Raw genomic sequence first — 18,882 nt, 5'->3', positions numbered from 1 at the left:
GGCGCCGCGAATAGTCCAACGTGTCCAACAATCAGCAGTTGAAACAAAGCCCCCAGCGCCGGGCCCTGCTTCCAGTCGCTCTGCTTGCCCTGGGTGCCACGATTAGTGCCTGCGGCCAATCGGCCGCCAAGCTTCCCTCAATCAGTGGAGCCGGCGCCAGTTTCCCGAGCGCGGCCTACCAACGCTGGTCTGCCGATTACGCCAAGGAAACCGGCAATCAGGTCAGTTATCAGTCGGTGGGCTCGGGCGCCGGAGTCCGGCAATTCATCGCCGGCACCGTCGATTTCGGCGCCACCGACGAGCAACTCAAGGGCGAAGATTTCACCTCTGGCGCCGCCGGTGAACGGGGCGCTCTGCAGATTCCGATGCTGGGCGGCACCGTCACTCCCGCCTACAACAACCCCGACTGCCCGAATCTCAAGCTCACGCAGGCCCAGCTCGCCGATATCTTCCTGGGCAAGATCACCAACTGGAGTGCGCTGGGCTGCCCCAGCAAGCCGATCACCGTGGCCCACCGCTCCGATGGCTCCGGCACCACCTATGCCTTCACCAACTCCCTGAGCTGCTTCTCGCCGGAGTGGGAAGAGAAAGTGGGGCGGGGCAAGGCGGTGGACTGGCCGGTCGGCGTTGGCGCCAAAGGCAATGAAGGCGTGGCTGGCCTGATCCAGAACACCCCCGGTTCGATCGGCTACGTCAACCAGGCCTTCGTGCGTGGCGTGATCCTGCCGGCGGCGTTGGAGAACAAGGAGGGGCAGTTCGTGCTGGCCACTGCGGAGAGCGGAGCGGCGGGCCTCAACGGCGTCACCCTCGATGAGCGCCTCGGCGGTGAAGAATGCAATCCTCCCGGTGCCGAAAGCTTCCCGATCGTCGCCTTCACCTGGATCCTCGCCTACGAAAACGGCGGAGAAGCCAAGGCCGATGCGGTGCGCGCCTTCCTCAACTGGTCGTTGCAAGAAGGACCACAGCAGATGGCGGCGGAGCTGGGCTACGTGCCCCTCAAGGGCGACGTGCTGGAGCGGGCCAAGGCCGAGGTGGCCAAGATCAAGAACTGATCAGGCCCCAGCAGGAAGCGGCTGGCTCTGGCGCAGCAGCAGCAGCCGCTCGATCGGCATGGTGAGCCACCAGGGCTGGGGCTGCTCGCGCAGCTCCAGCCACTGGGCACGCGTCAGCTTCACATGAAGCGCCGCCGGAGCCGCCCCTTCATCCCCACCCGGCAGACCATGGCTGGCCTCGAGCACCACGTAGGCGCTCACCTGGAAAGGCCCCTCGCTGGCCTTCAACAGCCAGACCGGCCACTGATTCAACTCTTGATTCAATCTCTGATCCAATCTTTGATTCAGGAACTGATTCGGCCCCGGATCAGGTGGCAGGACTTCTTGGGGCGCTGGCGTGGCTTCGAGCCGCAGGTGGGTGGCGCGGATGCCCACATGGGAGAAGCCTGCCCTGCTCTCCAGGCCAGGGGGCAGATCCAGCCCCCAATCGAGCGCGCTCAGCCGCCCCCCCGCCAGCGGCCGCAGGCGTGAGAGGTTCTTGCAGCCGCTCAACCGCGCCACCGCCAGCTCACTGGGCTGCTCAAACACCTGCTGCGGCTGGCCCTGGGCCAGCACCCGGCCGTGATCGATCACCAGCAACTCATCGCTGAGCCGGTAGGCCTCCTCCAGGTCGTGGGTCACCAGCAGGGCTGGCACGCCGGTGGCCGCAAGCACGTCGGCGAGCTGTTGCTGCAACTGGGGCCGCAGATAGGCATCCTGGGCGGCGAAGGGCTCATCGAGCAACAACAGCTCAGGTTCACTCGCCAGGGCCCGGGCCAGGGCCACCCGCTGCTGCTGGCCTCCGGAGAGCTGGGCGGGATAGCGCTCCGCAAGGGCTGACAGGCCCAGATGCTCCAGCTGCAGCCCCACCCGCCTGCCCCGCTCAGCCCGGGGCAGGGACGCCAGCGAAAAGCTCACGTTGGCGGCCACGGTCAGATGGGGGAAGAGGGCGTAGTGCTGCGGCACCAGGCCGATCCGCCGCCGGCGCAACGGCAGGTCGATGCCGCCCTCCGCATCGAACAGCGTGCGGCCATTGAGGGCGATCCGCCCGCTGGCGGGACGCTCCAGGCCCGCCAGGCAGCGCAGCAACTGGCTCTTGCCCGCCCCCGAAGCCCCCAGCACCGCAAGCCGGCGGCAGTGGCTGCCAAAGGCGATCCGCAGGGGAAAGCCACCCAAGGGGCGCAGCAGCCGCACCTCCAGCTGGAAGGGGCCCTGGGCGGGCGGGGGCCCTTCGGCGACCGTGTGGACCAGGGAGATTCCCGTCTCCACAGCGGCTTCGCCGAAATCAGCAGGGTTCCGTGTATCCGGCGCCTGCCTGCGGCTGGCAGCAGGGGCCACAAGCCGCTCCAGCAGCAACAGGCTGCAGGCGTTGAGCAGCAGCACCAGGGCCGTCAGCCGCCAGGCCCCGCCGATATCGCCGGCATCCACAGCAGCAAAAATCGCCAGCGGCAGGGTCTGGGTGCGGCCCGGGATGTTGCCCGCCAGCATCAAGGTGGTGCCGAACTCCCCCAGCGCCCGGGCAAAGCTGAGGCTTACCCCGGCCACCAGGCCCGGCAGCGCCAGCGGCAGCAGGATCCGGCACAGCACCTGGCTTTCATCGGCACCGAGGCTGCGGGCCACCTCTGGCAGGGAGGGATCGATCTGCTCGAAGGCCGCCAGTGCCGCCCGGTACATCAGCGGGAAGCTCACCACGGCAGAGCTGAGCACCGTGGCGGGCCAGCTGAACACGAGCGAAACCCCCAGCGATTCCAGCAGCATCCCGATCGGCCCCTGGCCTCCCAGCAGTTGCAACAAGACGAACCCCAGCACCGTGGGCGGCAACACCAACGGCGCCAGCAGGACCAAATCGGCCAGGCTGCGGCGCAAACCGCGCCAGCGCTGCACCCGGCGGGCCGCCAGCACCCCGAGCGGAGCGACCAGCAGAACCGCGAGCGTGGCGCTGCGCAGGGAGAGCCAGAGGGGGGTGAGGTCAGCCGGGAGAACGAACAGCATCGGGCTCAGGGCCGCGTCAGAGGGATCAGGCCCTGGCGCTGGAACGCCGCGGTGGCAGCAGCCTTACTGAGCGACGCCAGGTAGGCACGGGCAGCCTCAGGTTGCCGGCTGGCGGCGATGACCGCTCCGGCATAACGGATCGGCCGGTGGCTGGCCTCCGGAGCCGTATCCACCACCCGCAAGCCGGAACCAAGACGCGCCTCACTGGCATAAAGCAGACCGGCATCGACGTTGCCAGCGGCCACAGCAACGGCAACAGCCCGCACTGACCCCAACGGGATCAACTTCGGCTCCAGCCTGGCGGCAAGCCCGAAAAAGGCCAGGGCCTCGCGGGCGTAGTCGCCGGCGGGCACGGTGGCATCGCCAATGGCAATCCGAGCGATCGAGGGACGGCTCAGATCCTGGAAGCGCAAGCGGCTGAGCGGCTGCCGTTCGGGCACCACCAGCACCAGACGGTTGGTCAGCAACTCGCGTCGGCTGCCCTTGAGCAGCAGTCCGCGGGTCTCCAACCAATCGAGCTGACGGGGGCTGGCCGAGAGGAATACATCCACGGGAGCTCCCTGGGTGATCTGACTGGCCAGCGCCCCTGAGGAGGCGAAGCTGAACTGGGGGGGCGGTGGCACTGCCGCTGCAGCCAGTTGGATCAGGGGCTCCCGCAGGCTGATGGCCGCAGCAACCGTGAGCGAATCCGGCGGGGGGGAGCAGGCAGCCAGGCCCAGGATCAAGGTGGCCCACACCTTGAATGGACCGAGGCAGGCCATGGCGGACCTTCGCTCTTTGCTGTGGGTTGCTGAAATTTAGTGTGGCCATTGTTGTGCTGGACATCGGGCCTGCAGACCCCACCCATCACCAAAAGACAGCAACGTGAAGCCTGGGGACCAGTGTCTGTATGGAGGCCGAGCAAGTGGATGCCAACCCAATGGAGCCCAACCAAGCGCGGCTGCCCAGCACAGGCCAGGAGTTACGCCTCGCCCTGGCAGAGGGTCGGCGTCAGTTCCAGGGCCTGCGGCTGGCTGATCTCGATGGGGTGAATCTGGATCTGTCCGGTTGCGACCTCAGCCAGGGCTGCTTTCGTGAATCCCGGCTCGGCAAAGCGTCGCTGCGGCACTGCCGGGTCGAGGGGGCCAACTTTGCCCAGGCGCTGATCTGGGGCGCCGACCTCTTTGGCCTTCAAGCAACGGGCTCCCGCTGGCATGGGGCGGATTTTTCCGGCTCACGGCTGCAGCAGGCTGATTTCAGTGAGGCCATGATGCATCGCTGCTGCCTGCGTGGCGTGGTCGCCGCTGGCTGCTGCTGGCATAAGGCGGGCTTGGTGGAAGCGGATTTCAGCGCCGCGCTCGACCAGCTCACCGATCTCGGCGGCGCCGATTTTTCAGGCGCCGACCTCAGTTATGCCGTATTCAAGGGCGCCCAACTTGCTGCAGCTCAGCTGCGTGGAGCCTGCCTTTATGGCGCCGATCTCAGGCAGACCAACCTGGCGCAGGCGGACCTGCGGGGCTGCGACCTGCGTGATTGCCAGCTCAGCGGTGCAGCTCTGAACCAGGCCCGACTCGACGGTGCCTTGCTTCCAGAGGGCTGGGACCAAGGGGGAACGCCAACCCAGAACAAGCCGTTTTCAGCCCGATGAGCCAGCACTGACGGTCCGCTGAAACCTAGGCACAGGCAACCGCAGGCTGCTCAACCAGGACAGCCCCACCAAAAGAGCCGAGCACCAGAGGCAGGCCTGTAGCCCGCCGACCATGAACACAGCCCCCGAGAGCAAGGTCCCCAGCAGGCGGCCCGCCGCATTGGCCATGTAATAGAAGCCCACGTTGAGGCTCACCGATTCGGCATCGGCATAGGCCAGAACCATGTAGCTGTGAATCGAGGAATTCATGGCGAAGACGGCTGCAAAGACTGCCAGGCCCACCACAATCACCACGCCAGGATGGGTCGGCCCGCGCCAGAGCGCCACGGCGATCAGGGCTGGAACGGCGGTGAGCAGGGCGCTCCAGAACTGCACTGCTGCAGGGCCCGGCGGGCCGCCGCTGCCCCAGGCCCGTCGCAGGGTTGGGGCGGCGGCCTGAACGATCCCGTAGCCGATCACCCAGAGGCCCATGAAGCCGCCCACCTCCCAGAACGCCCAGCCCAGGGTCGTCCCGAGGAACACCGGCAACGCCACCACGAACCAGACATCGCGGGCACCAAAGAGAAAGAAACGGGCCAGCGACAACCTGTTGATGCCGGCGCTCGTGGAGAAGAGGCTCAAGAAGGCCGGCTTCTGCTTCATGCGGCCGATCTCGGCGGGCAGCACCAGGGTGCCGAGCAAGGTGAGCAGCAAGCCGCCAGCCATGGCCGCCACCGCGGCGGAGAAGCCGATGCTGGTGAGCAGCAGACCGCCGAGGAAGAAACCGACGCCCTTGAGGGCATTCTTGGAGCCGGTGAGGATCGCCACCCAGCGGAACAGTTGCTGCTGCCCGCGTCCAGGATCCTCCGGGGTTTCCGGCACCACCGTTTTGATGGCGCTCTTGGCGCTCATCTTGTTGAGATCTTTGGCGATGCCGCTGATCGCCTGGGCGGCCATCACGTAACCCAGCGAAAACAACCGGGGCCAGCTGGCTGACACCGGCACCAGCATCACCAGCGCCACGATCTGCAGCACCAGCCCGGCCCAGAGGGTGAGTCGCAGGCCGAAGCGGGCCCCGAGCCAGCCGCCAGTGAGGTTGGTGACGATGCCGAAGAATTCGTAGAACAGAAACAGGAAGGCGATTTCCAAAGAGGAGTAACCGAGCTGGTGGAAGTGGAACACCACCAACATCCGCAGGGCCCCGTCAGTGAGCGTGAAAGCCCAGTACGACGCGGTGATCACCGCGTACTGCCCGATCGGCGAGAGATGATGCGGCGAAAGGCTTGGGGCCGGAGGCTGGAAATCGGGACGGCCCATGGCTCAGCGCCCCTCCACAGCGGCCACATGGCAGGCCAGATCGGCCAGGCGGCAGCTGTAGGCCCACTCGTTGTCGTACCAGGCGTAGACCTTGAGCTGGCTGCCGCCGGTCACCAGGGTGGAGAGACCGTCGACGATCGCACTGCGGGGATCATTGACGTAGTCGCAGGACACCAGGGGCTGGGTTTCGTAGCCCAGGATTCCCTGCAGGGGGCCGTTGGCGGCGGCCTCAAACGCGGCATTCACCTGGCCAGCACTCACCTGCTGCTCCAGCTCCAGGACCACATCGGTGAGTGAGGCGTTGAGCAAAGGCACCCGCACGGCATGGCCGTCGAGCTTGCCGGCCAGATCGGGGAAGATCAGGCCGATCGCCCGGGCCGATCCGGTGGTGGTGGGGATCAGGCTCTGCAGGCCGGAGCGGGCCCGGCGCAGGTCGCTGGCGAAGCCATCGACCATCAGCTGGGTTGCCGTGACGTCGTGAAGGGTGGTGATCGAGCCGTGGCGGATCCCGAAGGACTCATGAACCACCTTCAGCAGCGGGGCCAGGCAGTTGGTGGTGCAGGAGGCCGCGGTGAGCAGGCGGTGGCGGCTGGGGTCGTAGAGCCGGTGGTTGATGCCGAACACCACGTTCAGGGCTTCCTCGCCGGCAATCAGGCCACGCACCGGACAGGCAACGATCACCCGTTGCAGGCCCAGCTGGCTGAAGTAGGGCTCCAGCGCCGCTGGAGTCTTGAATTGGCCACTGCACTCGAGCACCACGTCCACACCCGCCTCCCTCCATGGCACGGCGGTGGGATCGGATTCCGCGCTGAAACCAACGGTTCCGCCTGATCCGCCGGCCCCGATCAGGAGACCGGCGGGGTCACCGGGAGCGGCTGGATGCACGGGCTGGGACCAACGGCCATGAACCGAGTCGAAGCTCAGCAGATGGGCGGCACTGACGGTGGTGGCCTTGGGGTCATTGAGGTGGACCACCGAGAGACCTGGCCGGCCCCAGAGGGCCCGTAAAACCAGGCGCCCGATCCGCCCAAACCCATTGATTCCGAGTTTCATGGAGGTGTCCGCCGCCGCTGGCGACAGGGGCGCGACGGCGTCCAGCCAGCCTCGCATCAATCAAACTTGATTGGATTATGCTCCGGTTAAGCCAGCCCAGCCCTCTGCCTCCCATCCCTGAGCCCGCCCCAGTCACCGCCCCAACTGCAGCTGCCACCGAACTCGATGACAGCCAGGCCCGCCAGCTGCTCAAGGCCCTCGGCGATCCGCTGCGGCTGCAGGTGATCCAGGCGCTGGCGCAGGGAGAGCGCTGCGTCTGCGATCTCACCACCGACCTGGATCTCTCCCAGTCACGGTTGTCGTTCCACCTCAAGGTGCTCAAGGACGCCGGCCTGCTCAGCGACCGCCAACGGGGCCGCTGGATCTACTACCAGCTCAAACCTGAGGCGCTTGAAGGCCTGCGCAGCTGGTTGGCCCAGCTGCAGGAACGCTGCCTGCTGCCCGCCGAACCCTGCCCCTAGATCCCCTTGGGCAGCACCAGCTCCATCACCGCCCCACCGCCGGGGTGGTTGCGCCCGCGCACCCGTCCCGCGTGGGTGATCGCGATCTGCTGCACGATCGCCAAACCAAGGCCGCTGCCCGCCCGGTGGGAGCGGACCCGGGAGGGATCGCCGCGATAAAAGCGCTCAAACATCCGCTCGAGGTCGTCGTCGTTGAAGCCGCAACCGTGGTCGCGGATCTCCAGCTCCCACCACTGGTTCGCACCCAGCAAGCGCACCTCCACCACACCGTGATCCGGGCTGTAGCGCACAGCGTTGTCCAACAGGTTGAGCAGGGCCCGGTGCAGGCGGGACGAATCCCCCCAGAGCAGGCTGGAAGGTGGCTCGGGAAAGCTGAGCTGTACGCCGCGCTGCTCGGCCAGGGGGCGCAGGGTCGTCCAGACCTCCTGCACCAGTTCGGCGAGATCGAGCACCTCGTAGCGCCGCTCATCACGGGGCAGGCTGTTCTCCAGCTGGGAGAGTTCGAGCAGATCGCCCACCAGGCTCTGCAGCCGTTGCAGTTCCCGCTGCAGGCGCTCGATCAACTGTCGGTTGGGGCCCTTGGACTGGGCCGCCAGGCTGTCCCCGAGCAACAGCAATGAGGTGAGCGGTGTCTTGAGTTCGTGGGCCACATCGCTCACCCAGCGGCCCTGTTGGTCCAACTGCGATTCCAGGGATCGGCGGCTGTTCAGCCACAGCGCCACAGATCCATCCCCTCCCGGCAGCAAGGTGACCTCGATCGGGTCCTCGCCCAGGGACCACTCCCGCCGCTCCGGCAGCTGGTGCCGCAGCACGCTATGCACGGCCTCCTCCAGATCGCTTGATTGGACCAGCTCACGGAAGGGCTGCCCGCGCACCAGCTGGCCGGTTGGAATGTTCAGCAACCGCTCGGCCTTGGCATTGATCGAATGAACCTGGAGGTCGTCATCCAGCAACAGCCACCCCAACGGCGCCGCTTCCAACCAACGCTGCAGTTGCCCCCGGCGCAGCATCAGGTCGGTCCCAGGTCGGGCGACGCCGGCCCGATGCCGCCCCCGGGCGAAGCCGATCCGAAGGCCAAAGCCCAGGCCAAGCAGGAGGCCCAGCCCGGCAGCGATCACGGCTGTCATGGCAGGGATGCTGTCACCCGAAGCGGTAGCCGAAGCCCCGCACGGTGAGGATGTGCAGCGGAGCGGAGGGATTGGCCTCAAGCTTTTCCCGTAACCAGCGGATATGGACATCCACCGTTTTGGTGTCCACGACGTAATCCGTTCCCCAGACCTGATCGATCAGCTGGTTGCGGTTCCAGACCCGGCCAGGGTTCTGCATGAAGAATTCAAGCAGCAGATACTCCTTGGGTGCGAGAGACACAGTCTGACCGTTTCGCGTGACGCGGAACTCATCGGGATAGAGCGTCAGCTCCGCGTGGGTGAGCACGGCGCCCAGCGGAAATTTTTCAGCACTGTGTTTGGAACGGCGCAACAGGGCACGGCAACGGGCCACTAACTCGCGCAGGCCAAACGGTTTGATCAGATAGTCGTCGGCACCAAGTTCAAGGCCAAGAACCCTGTCCGTTTCGGTGTCACGCGCACTCACCATCAGAATCGGTGTCAAGGAATCAGAGCGGCGCAGATGGCGGCAGACATCCAATCCGCCCAGGCCCGGAAGCATCAGATCCAGCAAAACAAGATCGAATCTTGCCGTTCCCTGGGCCTGGCTGGCATCGAATTGCTCAATCGCCTGACGTCCGTCAGCAGCGCAGGCCACATCGAAACCTTCGTGCTGCAGAACGTCCGCCAAGGTGGTGCGGATGCCATCGTCATCATCAACAATGAGCAGGCGCGGCATGCAGTCGGCAATCTGATCCTTCAAGCTAGGTGATCCATCTGCCGCTTCAGCTCTGCCTGCCAAATCAGCTCTGTTTCGGCAGATGGCTGATCACCAGGTGACGTTGGCCATCCATCTGAAGCCAGCCCTCGTCTTTGAGTAGACCAAGCACCCGGGTCACCGTGACGCGGGTGGTGCAGAGGGCACTCGCTAGTTCCTGGTGGGTGAGGCGAAGGTTGAGCCGCAGACCCTGCTCGCAGACCTGGCCGTAATCCTGGGCCAGCAGCTCCAGAAAACCGCGAATTCGCTCCTCAACCCGGCGCAACCCCAGCAAGGACAACATCGTTTCCGCCTGGTGATAACGGCTGACCACTGCCTGCATCATCGCCATGGCGAGATGGGGCGATTGCTCAATCTCGGCACAGGACAAACAGAGCATGTCGCTATCGCAGAGCGTGAACGCTTCAAAGGCCAGCACGTTGGTAAGCGGTTCACCGAACGGCTCATTGGGCCCCGCCAGCCCCAGCAACAGGGGATCGCCATGGATGGTGACGGCTTCCAGCTTCACCATTCCCCGCACCACCAGCCAGATGCAATTCTTGAGCAAAGGAACGGCGCTACCTGCTGTGATGTGCAGCAAGTTGTGATTGCGATAACTGGTTTCAAGGACATCTCGAATCGCATCACTGCGACCGGTATGGCGAAACGGACTCGTGACCATGGTCTTCGTAGAAAGACGCTCAACGACTGTATGGAAGAAGACAGACCGTTAGGCAAAGGGGCGATGAGCGGCTGGTTAACCATGGGCTAAGGAGGGCTCCGGCTCCCTTCACCAGAGGGAGCAAAAAGGGGGCCCGAAGGCCCCCGACAATCAGCGCAGCGCTGGCAGGCTGCCTGGCCCCAGCCACCAGGTCAGGTCAGGAGCCGATCCTTCCCACCGCCTTCTTGGCGTTGTTGAGAATGGCGCCGCGCAAGGGCACATAGCCAAGGTCGTCAGCTTTGCCCTGGGCGACTGGGCTGAGCAGATAGCTGATGGCTCTGCGGATGTTGCCAGCCTTGGCACCATTGCCACTCCGATAGGCCAACACCCAGGTAAGGGTGGAGATCGGGTAGCTGTCAGCTCCGGCGGGGTTGGGTTCTTCCCCAGCCAGCATGCTGTTGAGCTGGATGTTATTGAGAGCAGCGGCCCCACTCTTGAGGTTGGGAAGCACGAATTTACCGGCCTTGTTCTGAACGGCCGCCGCTTTGATCTTGCCCTTCACGAAAGCCTGGTTGAGGTAGCCGATCGAGCCCGGCGTGTTCTGGATCACACCGGACACTCCTTCGTTGCCTTTGCCGCCCACGCCAACGGGCCACTTGACTGCCTTCCCCTCACCCACCTTGCTTTTCCAGGTTGGGGAAAAGGTGGAGAGGGAGTTGGTGAAGGCGAAGGTGGTACCGGAGCCATCGGAGCGATGCACCACCGTGATCTTTCCGGCAGAGCAATTCAGTTGCTTCCAATCGGTGATCACACCAAGGAAGACATCCGCCACTTGCTTCTGGGTGAGCCTGAGGTTGCAACCAGGCTTGTTGAAGGCAATGGCAATCGTGCCGCCAACGGTAGGCAACTGAACAACGCCTCGGCGTACTTTGGCAGCATCAGCCGAGCTGATCGGTTCATCGGTGGCGGCAAAATCAACGGTGCCAGCGATGAATTGCCGGACTCCAGCTCCTGAACCCACCGACTGGTAGTTCACCTTGGGACCGCCTGAATTGGCAAGATCTGAGAAGGCGCGCTGATAGAAGGGAGCAGGGAAGCTGGCACCAGCGCCATTCAGCAGATTTTGGGCTGAGACCGTTGCGCCCGTGCCAATAACGGTAATAACACTGAGTACCAGAGCCTTCGTTGCGAAGGTCATCAGAGCAAGGAAGCAAAATCCAATCAATAGTTAGCAGGAAATCCGCAAGGATTGCATTATATGAGAGTTAAGAAGATATCAAGATTGAGGTTAGGCATTAGTCGCAGATTTCGGCCCATCAACGAAGATGGGGCGGTCAACCATGGCCAACGGGTGGCAGATCAAACCTCTGTCACTGGCCTGTAGCGCCCAGCCTTGATGGCTTTCCACCTTCCTTCCTGCCAACCCCTGCCGCCCCCGCCAGACTCTGGCAAGGAGCTGCTTGAGGTTGCGGCCTCTGCCCTGCAGCCCACCCAGCTCTGCATTGGTCTTGCCGAGGTGCGGCGTCGCAGGGCAGACTTCACTCGCCAGAGCGCCAAGGAGCGGCGCGCTTACCTGCGCGGCAAACCAGTGCCGCTGGTGCGCAGCGCCAGCGGAGATCTCTGGATGCTCGACCGCCATCACCGCCTGGGCGGTCTGATCGCGGTCGATCCCGCAGCCACCACCTTCGGCTATGTGGTTCTGCAGCTGGAGAGCAGCGATCGCCTTGAGATTCTGCAAGCGCTCAAAGAACGGGGCTGGCTCTACCTCCACGACGCCCGTGGTCGGGGGCCGCTTCCGCCCGAAACCTTGCCCACGGGCCTGGCAGATCTTCAGGACGACCCCTACCGCAGCCTGGTCTGGGCCCTCAAACAAGAAAAACGGATCGCCGCGGCGCCGTTGATTCCTTTCCATGAATTTCGCTGGGGTGCCTGGCTGCGCAGCCGCAGCCTGCCGCCCTTCGACTCCCTACACCTGGAGCCGGCCCTGCCCGCCGCCAGGGCCCTGGTTCGCTCCACAGCCGCGTCCCACCTGGCGGGCTGGCAAAACGAACCTCCGAGCTAAGTCCTGCTTGACCAAGCGAACTTGGCCGGTAGCTCGGCGACACTGGCGATCAGGCTGGCCTGGGGGGGCAGCCGCAGCTGGTCAGCCTGCTGGTATTTGCCGGTTTGCACCAGGCAGCCAGCCAGGCCAGCAGCCATCGCCCCGATCACATCCGCCTCCAGATCGTCGCCCACCATCAGGCAGTGCTGGGCGGAGAAATTCGTCGACGCCACCAGCTCGGCATAGAAGGCAGCCGACGGTTTACCAAGCACCACCGCCTGAATACCGGCGGCCCATTCGATCGTCTGAAGAAAGGCGCCGGCGTCGAGCAAAAGCTCGCCCCCTTCGCGGAAATAGCGATTCCGGCCGATGCCGATCAGCGGCAGGCCCTGCTGAACGAGCTGGAAGACCCGGTTCAAGGCCCCATAACTGAAACCGTCGCGGGCATCGCCAAGCAGAACGCAATCCGGTGGATCACCGGCCAGATCGGCGAAGGCAACGGCAATGGCTGGATGCACCAGGAGATGGGGTCTCAAGTGATGGCGCAGCAGGTAGTGCCGGGCGGCCAATGGGGCCGTGAACAGCTCAGCGGCTTCGAGGGCAAAGCCCATCTCGCGCAGATCACGCAAGATCGAGCCATGGCCCCTGGTGGCCGTATTGGTCACGAAGCGAAGCGTCAGTCCCCTGCCCCGGGCCTCGCTTAAGACCTCAATGGCGCCGGGGATCGGAGCCCTGTCCTCGACCAGGACTCCGTTGATATCAAGGAAGAGTGCCTGCATCACGAGGATCGAGCGGTGGGAACCCCAACCCATCCGCGTCTGGAAGCTCACACTAACGATTTAAAAGAAATGGCGCCAAAAATGGGCCTGGCGGCCATGCCGATCGGAAGTGTTGATACAAGCTGGGCGAGCTAGGAGTCTTCACAGCAAAGCGAAAAACAGCCTGGCGGTTGCCATTGAAGAGAGGCCCATCGATTGCTACATTGATAAAGCGAACCAATTCAAACATCATGCTGACTGGCACCGAACTGTTGAGCAAAGTCAAGGAACTTGGCGATGCTTCCAAATCTGACCTGGTGCGTAGCTGCGGTTACCTGAGCTCCAAGAAGGATGGCAGTGAGCGGCTCAATTTCACCGCGTTCTATGAGGCCCTGCTCGAAGCCAAGGGAGTCACCCTTGGCAATGGCAACGGTGGCGGAGTTGGTCTCAAAGCTGGCCGCAAACTCAGCTACATCGCCACGGTTCAGGGCAATGGAAATCTGCTGGTCGGCAAGGCCTACACTGGGCTTCTCGACCTCAAGCCCGGTGATGAGTTCGAACTGAAGCTGGGGCGCAAGCAGATTCGCCTAGTCCCTGTCGGCAGCGAAGAAAGCGACGAAGACTGAAACGAACAGATCGTCAAGCCCGCTTGAAACGATCCAATTTGCTGCCCTGGCAACAGGGCACAGACATGTCAGGCTTGGTATCTGTTCGTGGCGTTTCTCGGAATGGGAATTTCCGCAAAGTGGCTTGTTCCCGGTTTGATCACCGGCTTACTTCAAGCTTTTGGTATTGGCGTTGTTCCCTGGGCCAGTGATGCCCTTGCCCAGGGAACAACGCCGCCAACGCTGCAGAGCGAACAAGATCCCAAGCCAGCGGAACAGCCGAACGCCAAACCTGCTGTCGAAGCAGGGAAACCACCGGCTGAGGATCTGAGCGCAAAAGAGAAAGAGCTGCTCGAGCGGATCCGCAAGCTCAAGGCACCGCGCTGGCGCAGTTTTGGCCCCTGTCGTTACGACTGGAGTGCTTGGCGCCTAAGCGAAGGAGCGGTGCGTTCCACGAGCGTGGAATGTGGCGATCCCCCGGTGCTGGGCAGCGTGGCAGTTCATTGCGCCAGCCTGAAGCTGAACCGCAGGACGGGCACTGAGGCCTGGCAGGGGTGGCGCTTGCCGCTCTCCATCGAAGAGTCCAAGACCAATGGCGGCGAGGACCGGATGGCCGCAACGCTCTGCGCCAACGCCCAGCCAATCCCAGGAGCAGCCGGGACAACAGCCTCACCCAGAACACCCCCTGCAGTGGTCGAGCCAGCCAAGGCCACGCCAAAGGCACCCTGATTCAGGGGAAGCAGAAGCAAAGGCGCGGGAATTCGTCACAGATCGCAATGGTGGTGTTAAGGTTGATGAAGTCCACCCACTCAATCCCATGACTGAGCCCACCTCCCGCTTTGGCTTCGTTGAATTTGCCGAAACCTGGAATGGCCGTCTTGCCATGCTTGGTTTTGTGATCGGCCTCGGCACTGAATTGCTGACCGGCCAAGGCATCCTGACTCAGATCGGTCTCGGCTGAATTTAAAGCATATTTTCAAGTTGCCAGGTTTCCCAATTTTTTGGGGCCTGGCATTTTGCTTGGCATCAATAAATTGATATGACAGGACAGCAAGAAAGGCCAAAAGAAAATTGGCAACTTTCAACAAATCTAGATCGAGTGATCGCAATCAAAATCGAAATGCAGATTGCATATCAAGCAGCCTGAAAAGCCAAAAAATTAAGCTGTTGCCAAATAACCACCTAATCTTACATACAGAATTAGACCGCACTTCAAACTAATTAGTACATGAGGCGCAACTACATCCTGTGGATCTTTAGGAAATACAACTTTGCCAACAAAATAACAATGAATGTCAAATAATTCCGACTTTGTAGCTCAGAAGAAAAAGCTATTTCATCTATTAAGTCACGGAAAGAAGGCTTAGCTGGCTTTTTCATAGAGACGCTCAAGGCGCTCCCGACTGAGGTCTACATACATCACCGATTCCCCTTCAAGAGGTGCTTCAGGATGGCGATTATTCGTCTTGGCCTTCGATTTCAAGCCTGTCTGGTCAATGCTTTGGCGCATCAGAGCAAATGCCCCACCAGCAATCACGGCAAAGCAGGTGAAGTAAACAATTCCGAAAAGTGCTTCCATGGTCAGTTCGTCTAAGTTTTTCCATCCTAGTGTAAAGATTTGTCTACCGTGGTCGCGCAGCCCCTCTGGGCTGCCATCCCATCAAGCAGTTTTCTGCTCGACATCGTCAGAGCACATCGGGATAAGGCGAGCGCAGGCCAATTGGCTTCCCCCAGCACATCAATCACTGATAGGTCAATGATGAAAGCCACCGGCTTCATCGCCGCTGATAGGCCTTTGTTCAGGGTGGCGTCCTAAAAATTCCAGTGCTTGGCGGATGTCGTCTAGGAGCATGGTTGCCAAGTCACGGCTGACCCCATGACGCACAAGAATCCTTTGCACCGGTAGCTCTTCGCAGTGGGCGGGCAGCAGGTAGGCCGGCACTTGCCAGCCCCTGACCCGCAAGCGGTCGGCCAGAGAAAACAAACTGAATCCAGGCTCAATCCCCGGCTTCATCCTCCAGCACAACGCTGGAATCCCGTAATCAGGAGCACCTCCATAAATCATCTCAAAGGGTCCGAGCTTGCTGATTTCAGTAGCAAGATATTGGGCTGTTTCATAGCAAGCCATATGAATTTTTCGATAGCCTTCCATTCCTAAGCGCAGGAAGTTGTAGTACTGACAAATCACCTGTCCGCCCGGACGCGAAAAATTAAGCGCAATATCACGCATGTTGCCGCCGAGATAATTCACCCAAAAGACCATCTGCTCAGGCAAATCCTCAGCCGTTCGCCATAGGATCCAGCCAGCCCCAAGTGGAGCCAGGCCGAACTTGTGGCCCGAAGCATTGATCGAACGGACCCTTGGCAAACGAAAGTCCCAAAGAAGATCCGGGGAGCAGAAAGGGGCGAGGAAGCCGCCACTGGCCGCATCAACATGGATCGGGATGTCAAGACCTGTCTTCGCCTGGTAGGCATCCAAGGCGATCGATACAGCCTCAACAGGCTCATATTCTCCTGTGAAGGTTACTCCAAGAGTTGGCACCACACCGATCGTATTTTCATCGCAGCGGGCAATCACTTCCGCCTCTGTCATAATCAGGCGGCCCTCTTGCATCGGAATCTCCCGAAGCTCGACATCCCAGTAACGGGCGAATTTATGCCAGCACACCTGCACCGGACCGGTGATCAAGTTGGGCTTCTCCGTAGATTTCCCAAGCTGTTTGCGGCTGGCTTCCCAGCGACGCTTCATCGCCATCCCCCCCAGCATCGCTGCTTCGCTGGAGCCGCTGGTGGAGCTGCCGATTGAATCGGTGACCCTTGGTGCATTCCAAAGATCCGCAAGCATCAGAAGGCAGCGACGTTCAATTTCTGCCGTTTGTGGATATTCATCCTTATCGACCATATTCTTGTCAATGCACTCATCCATCAGTTGATGGATCTCAGGCTCCACCCATGTCTGGCAGAAGGTGGCCAGATTTTGCCTCGAATTTCCATCCAACATCAACTCATCATGGAGAGCCTCATAAACATGGCGAGGATCACTCTGCCGATGCGGAAAGTCAGCCTTCGGCAGACCCAGAGAAAAATCCGATGATCCATAGACCTCATCCTCAGAATCTGGCTGGAATGCGACGTTGTCTTGCACGGTTTGATTGGGCACAGTTTTGTCTTGCACAGTTTTATGTTGCATTGTCTTGTCTTGCAACGTCGTCACCCTGATTGGTTTGGGTTGTGCTGCCGGAATCGACAGATCGACAGATCGACAGAATGGTTTAGAGCGGGCTCCAGAAACCCTTGCTGTTGAGCCATACAGCCAGCAACAGCAGCGGCAACAAAACCGCTACGAGGATCTGTAGTTTTGTTGTCCAGGGTTCCATAGGATTGAAGTGGCGTTGAAGGGGTGGCGTTGCGGCAGTGATGTGAAGCGGTGGCGTTGAGGTGGTGGCGTTGAGGTGGATCCGACAAGGGCCTGATTGGAGGCCCGATCAGAAGCCCAGCTTGATGCGCTGCAGGGGAAGGGGTTCGCTGGCTGAAACATCGACTTTGCCGTTGACATTGGAATCAACCTGGCCCCGCAGCAGGGCCGACACATCACCGTTCACGCTGGCTTCGACGTTGCCGGCCACCTGGGCATTGACACGGCCTCCCACCGTGGCATTGATCGGACCACGCACCGAAACTCCCAGGTCCTTGGTCAGCTGAGGCACCGTGACAGACAGGGGCGCAGCCAGTTCCACTCCCTCGACCAAGGTGACGTTGGCAGCGATCGGCTTGGTCACAATCGGCTCGGTGCGGATTGGCGCCTGAATCTTCTCAACCAACAGTGGCGTCCTGATGCCGCCAACATCCACCAGGCCCGCCACAGGCAGGGGGGCATCCATCACCAGTTCAATCTTGATTGGCTGCTGAAGCAGCCGGCCGAGCCCCAACGAGAAAATCGCCGCTGTGGCTACCAGGGCGATGGGCCAGCGCAACGACAGCAGGCCGGTGGGGGAGCCGCCCTCCCCAGGCGGACGCGCATCCTGCTGGAGCGAAGGAGAGTCAGTCATCGGAGAGAGGAAAACGGATAGGGCCATTGTGTTGGATGGCTGTTGTCAGATGGATGGCTGTTGTCAGCTGGATCGACGGGTATCGATGGGTGGCGCCAAGACAATGCTGTTGTTTGAATGACGAACACATCGGGCGATAAATGCCGAGCACCAGCGGGTGCATCAAGTCGCGTCATCAAGCCAGGCGTTCTGACAAGACTCAGGGGCCCAAGAGCTCAGGGGCGTTCATTGGCGGAGAGGTCTTCGATGCGAGCAGCCAGGTTGAGGCAGCGATCCATCTCCTCCCAGAGAAGCTGCCGGCGATCGGCAGGAACCGCATAGGAACGGTGATGGAGGTCACGGGCCTGATACCGCAACGCATCGCGCAGGCGTTGCCAGTCATCGGAGCCCAGCTCAAGAGTGGAAGGGGACATGGTGGGAGCAAACCTCGGGGCTGCCGGGAGAACCGAAGACTCGATAAGTTCCCGCGCAGTAGCAGGCACCCATGGTACTTTAGCTGCTAATTCAGATTAGTATTAGTGATTTCTAGACTAGTTTTTTCGTCGTTAGGGATCCTGGCTGCCTTTTTTGCGGCAGGGCCCTCCCAGGCAGGACCTGTCATGGAGCAGATCGCCCGAACCGGCGTACTAACGGCAGGAACCAGCAAAGACGCCTTCCCCTACGCCTACAAGAACAAGCAGGGTGATCTGGTCGGATATTCAATCGACATGATGCAGCGCATCAGTCAAGAGCTCGCGCTCGAGCTGGGGCGTCCTGTGCGCCTGGAATTGAAGGCACTTGATACAGACGAGCGCATTCCCATGCTTGCTTCCTCCAAGGTCAGCTTGGTGTGTGATGCCAGCAGCTTCACCTGGGAGCGTGATCGCAAGGTTGATTTTTCCGTGAGTTACGGAATCACGGGCACCCAGCTGTTGGTGCCCAGTGATTCCAGCCTTTCCTCGCCGGAATCACTGCTGGGGAAACGGGTTGGAGTGCTGCCGAGAACGACCAGTGAAATCGCCATTCGAAAGCATCAACCCGAGGCGATTGTGGTTTTGATGGAAGACCGTGACAGCGGCTATCAGGCCTTGAGGTCAGGCGAGGTTGATGCCTTTGCCGATGATGGCGTTCTGCTCTATTCATGGCTGGCGCGTCAACCCAAGCCAGCCTTGTTCAAGGTGGCAGCAGATGCTTATTCCAAAGAAGGCATCGCCTGCATGCTGCCTCAGGATGATTCGGCATTTCAACGTATTGTTGACATAGCGCTGATCCGTTATATGCAGGGTTTCCTAGATAGACAACCGAAGGAAACGGCCATTTTTGATCAATGGTTCGGCCCCAACAGTGCGGCCCCCCTGACCGTGGATCTGCGCGAACTCTCCATCGAGACCATGCAACTGATGGTGGACCTCAAAGAGGAAGCCCCAGCAACCGGCAAGGCAAGCCAGTAACCCCGTCGATCACGG

21 protein-coding genes are annotated in these 18,882 nt (G+C 61.6%); 8 read left to right on the top strand and 13 right to left on the bottom strand.

Translation table 11 applies throughout. The features are described 5' to 3' along the window. Nucleotides 1–20 precede the first annotated feature (20 nt). Nucleotides 21–1,052 (top strand): phosphate ABC transporter substrate-binding protein PstS, encoded by a 1,032-nt coding sequence (gene pstS, locus BM449_RS08525; protein ID WP_071800864.1) that lies wholly within the window; start codon nt 21–23, stop codon nt 1,050–1,052. On the opposite strand, the gene modB is transcribed toward pstS (BM449_RS08525), so the two are convergent. Together modB and modA are read right to left on the bottom strand one after the other, a co-directional pair. Further along, a complete protein-coding gene (gene modB, locus BM449_RS08520) occupies nt 1,053–3,023 on the bottom strand; it encodes a molybdate ABC transporter permease subunit (protein ID WP_071800863.1) in 1,971 nt (656 codons plus the stop codon). It abuts the gene before it with no gap. A 5-nt stretch (nt 3,024–3,028) separates the two neighbouring features. Next, nucleotides 3,029–3,784, bottom strand: a complete 756-nt coding sequence (gene modA / locus BM449_RS08515; protein WP_071800862.1) for a molybdate ABC transporter substrate-binding protein — start codon at nt 3,782–3,784, stop codon at nt 3,029–3,031. A 158-nt stretch (nt 3,785–3,942) separates the two neighbouring features. Between modA and BM449_RS08510 the strand changes: the two genes are divergently transcribed. After that, nucleotides 3,943–4,650: a pentapeptide repeat-containing protein gene (locus tag BM449_RS08510; RefSeq protein ID WP_071802127.1), complete on the top strand. Its 708-nt coding sequence runs from the start codon at nt 3,943–3,945 to the stop codon at nt 4,648–4,650. Here the strand turns inward: BM449_RS08510 and arsJ are convergent. Together arsJ and BM449_RS08500 are read right to left on the bottom strand one after the other, a co-directional pair. Beyond that, complete coding sequence (gene arsJ / locus BM449_RS08505; protein ID WP_071800861.1) at nt 4,639–5,946, bottom strand: organoarsenical effux MFS transporter ArsJ; 1,308 nt, start codon at nt 5,944–5,946, stop codon at nt 4,639–4,641. The two genes, BM449_RS08510 and arsJ, sit on opposite strands and share 12 nt — an antisense overlap. Before the next feature lie 3 nt (nt 5,947–5,949). Then, the gene (locus BM449_RS08500; protein ID WP_071802125.1) at nt 5,950–6,999 is read right to left on the bottom strand and encodes an ArsJ-associated glyceraldehyde-3-phosphate dehydrogenase; all 1,050 of its coding nucleotides are present in this window, start codon (nt 6,997–6,999) and stop codon (nt 5,950–5,952) included. Nucleotides 7,000–7,076: 77 nt separating this feature from the next. On the opposite strand from BM449_RS08500, the gene BM449_RS08495 reads away from it, so the two are divergent. Next, a complete protein-coding gene (locus tag BM449_RS08495; RefSeq protein ID WP_083544478.1) occupies nt 7,077–7,460 on the top strand; it encodes a metalloregulator ArsR/SmtB family transcription factor in 384 nt (127 codons plus the stop codon). On the opposite strand, the gene BM449_RS08490 is transcribed toward BM449_RS08495, so the two are convergent. From BM449_RS08490 to pstS (BM449_RS08475), 4 genes are all read right to left on the bottom strand, one after another. Continuing rightward, nucleotides 7,457–8,587: a HAMP domain-containing sensor histidine kinase gene (locus BM449_RS08490; protein WP_071800860.1), complete on the bottom strand. Its 1,131-nt coding sequence runs from the start codon at nt 8,585–8,587 to the stop codon at nt 7,457–7,459. The two genes, BM449_RS08495 and BM449_RS08490, sit on opposite strands and share 4 nt — an antisense overlap. Nucleotides 8,588–8,600: 13 nt before the next feature. After that, complete coding sequence (locus BM449_RS08485) at nt 8,601–9,305, bottom strand: response regulator transcription factor (protein ID WP_071802121.1); 705 nt, start codon at nt 9,303–9,305, stop codon at nt 8,601–8,603. A 64-nt stretch (nt 9,306–9,369) separates the two neighbouring features. Then, nucleotides 9,370–10,005, bottom strand: coding sequence for a Crp/Fnr family transcriptional regulator (locus tag BM449_RS08480; RefSeq protein ID WP_071800859.1), 636 nt, complete (start codon nt 10,003–10,005; stop codon nt 9,370–9,372). Between the two features lie 196 nt (nt 10,006–10,201). Further along, nucleotides 10,202–11,182 carry a phosphate ABC transporter substrate-binding protein PstS gene (gene pstS, locus BM449_RS08475; protein ID WP_071800858.1) on the bottom strand — a complete coding sequence of 327 codons (981 nt, stop codon included), beginning with the start codon at nt 11,180–11,182 and terminating at the stop codon, nt 10,202–10,204. Between the two features lie 198 nt (nt 11,183–11,380). Here pstS (BM449_RS08475) and BM449_RS08470 point away from each other — a divergent pair, with 198 nt between their 5' ends. Beyond that, nucleotides 11,381–12,046: a ParB-like protein gene (locus BM449_RS08470; RefSeq protein ID WP_071800857.1), complete on the top strand. Its 666-nt coding sequence runs from the start codon at nt 11,381–11,383 to the stop codon at nt 12,044–12,046. Here the strand turns inward: BM449_RS08470 and BM449_RS08465 are convergent. Then, complete coding sequence (locus BM449_RS08465) at nt 12,043–12,837, bottom strand: TIGR01458 family HAD-type hydrolase (RefSeq protein WP_205526821.1); 795 nt, start codon at nt 12,835–12,837, stop codon at nt 12,043–12,045. The two genes, BM449_RS08470 and BM449_RS08465, sit on opposite strands and share 4 nt — an antisense overlap. Nucleotides 12,838–13,034: 197 nt before the next feature. On the opposite strand from BM449_RS08465, the gene BM449_RS08460 reads away from it, so the two are divergent. The 3 genes from BM449_RS08460 (at nt 13,035) to BM449_RS08450 (ending at nt 14,349) form a co-directional block, all read left to right on the top strand. Next, the gene (locus BM449_RS08460) at nt 13,035–13,409 is read left to right on the top strand and encodes an AbrB family transcriptional regulator (RefSeq protein ID WP_071800856.1); all 375 of its coding nucleotides are present in this window, start codon (nt 13,035–13,037) and stop codon (nt 13,407–13,409) included. A gap of 102 nt (nt 13,410–13,511) precedes the next feature. Beyond that, the gene (locus tag BM449_RS08455) at nt 13,512–14,117 is read left to right on the top strand and encodes a hypothetical protein (RefSeq protein WP_071800855.1); all 606 of its coding nucleotides are present in this window, start codon (nt 13,512–13,514) and stop codon (nt 14,115–14,117) included. Between the two features lie 88 nt (nt 14,118–14,205). Next, entirely contained in the window at nt 14,206–14,349 is a 144-nt protein-coding gene (locus BM449_RS08450) for a chlorophyll a/b-binding protein (RefSeq protein ID WP_071800854.1), read from the top strand. 402 nt (nt 14,350–14,751) lie between these two features. Here BM449_RS08450 and BM449_RS08445 read toward each other — a convergent pair whose 3' ends face one another. The 4 genes from BM449_RS08445 to BM449_RS08430 all read right to left on the bottom strand — a co-directional run bounded on the left by BM449_RS08445 (nt 14,752) and on the right by BM449_RS08430 (nt 17,850). Further along, nucleotides 14,752–14,967, bottom strand: coding sequence for a hypothetical protein (locus BM449_RS08445; protein ID WP_071800853.1), 216 nt, complete (start codon nt 14,965–14,967; stop codon nt 14,752–14,754). 174 nt (nt 14,968–15,141) lie between these two features. Further along, nucleotides 15,142–16,602 carry a glutamate decarboxylase gene (locus BM449_RS08440; RefSeq protein WP_233830585.1) on the bottom strand — a complete coding sequence of 487 codons (1,461 nt, stop codon included), beginning with the start codon at nt 16,600–16,602 and terminating at the stop codon, nt 15,142–15,144. 271 nt (nt 16,603–16,873) lie between these two features. Then, nucleotides 16,874–17,437, bottom strand: a complete 564-nt coding sequence (locus BM449_RS08435; protein ID WP_071800852.1) for a hypothetical protein — start codon at nt 17,435–17,437, stop codon at nt 16,874–16,876. A gap of 215 nt (nt 17,438–17,652) precedes the next feature. Next, nucleotides 17,653–17,850 carry a hypothetical protein gene (locus BM449_RS08430; protein WP_071800851.1) on the bottom strand — a complete coding sequence of 66 codons (198 nt, stop codon included), beginning with the start codon at nt 17,848–17,850 and terminating at the stop codon, nt 17,653–17,655. Nucleotides 17,851–18,036: 186 nt separating this feature from the next. Here BM449_RS08430 and BM449_RS08425 point away from each other — a divergent pair, with 186 nt between their 5' ends. After that, a complete protein-coding gene (locus BM449_RS08425; protein ID WP_083544476.1) occupies nt 18,037–18,867 on the top strand; it encodes an amino acid ABC transporter substrate-binding protein in 831 nt (276 codons plus the stop codon). Nucleotides 18,868–18,882 lie beyond the last annotated feature (15 nt).

Origin of the sequence: Synechococcus sp. SynAce01 (assembly GCF_001885215.1) — a bacterium.
GTDB lineage: Bacteria > Cyanobacteriota > Cyanobacteriia > PCC-6307 > Cyanobiaceae > Regnicoccus > Regnicoccus frigidus.
Note: the sequence above shows the minus strand (reverse complement) of the source record. Positions and strands in the feature narration are given on the sequence as shown.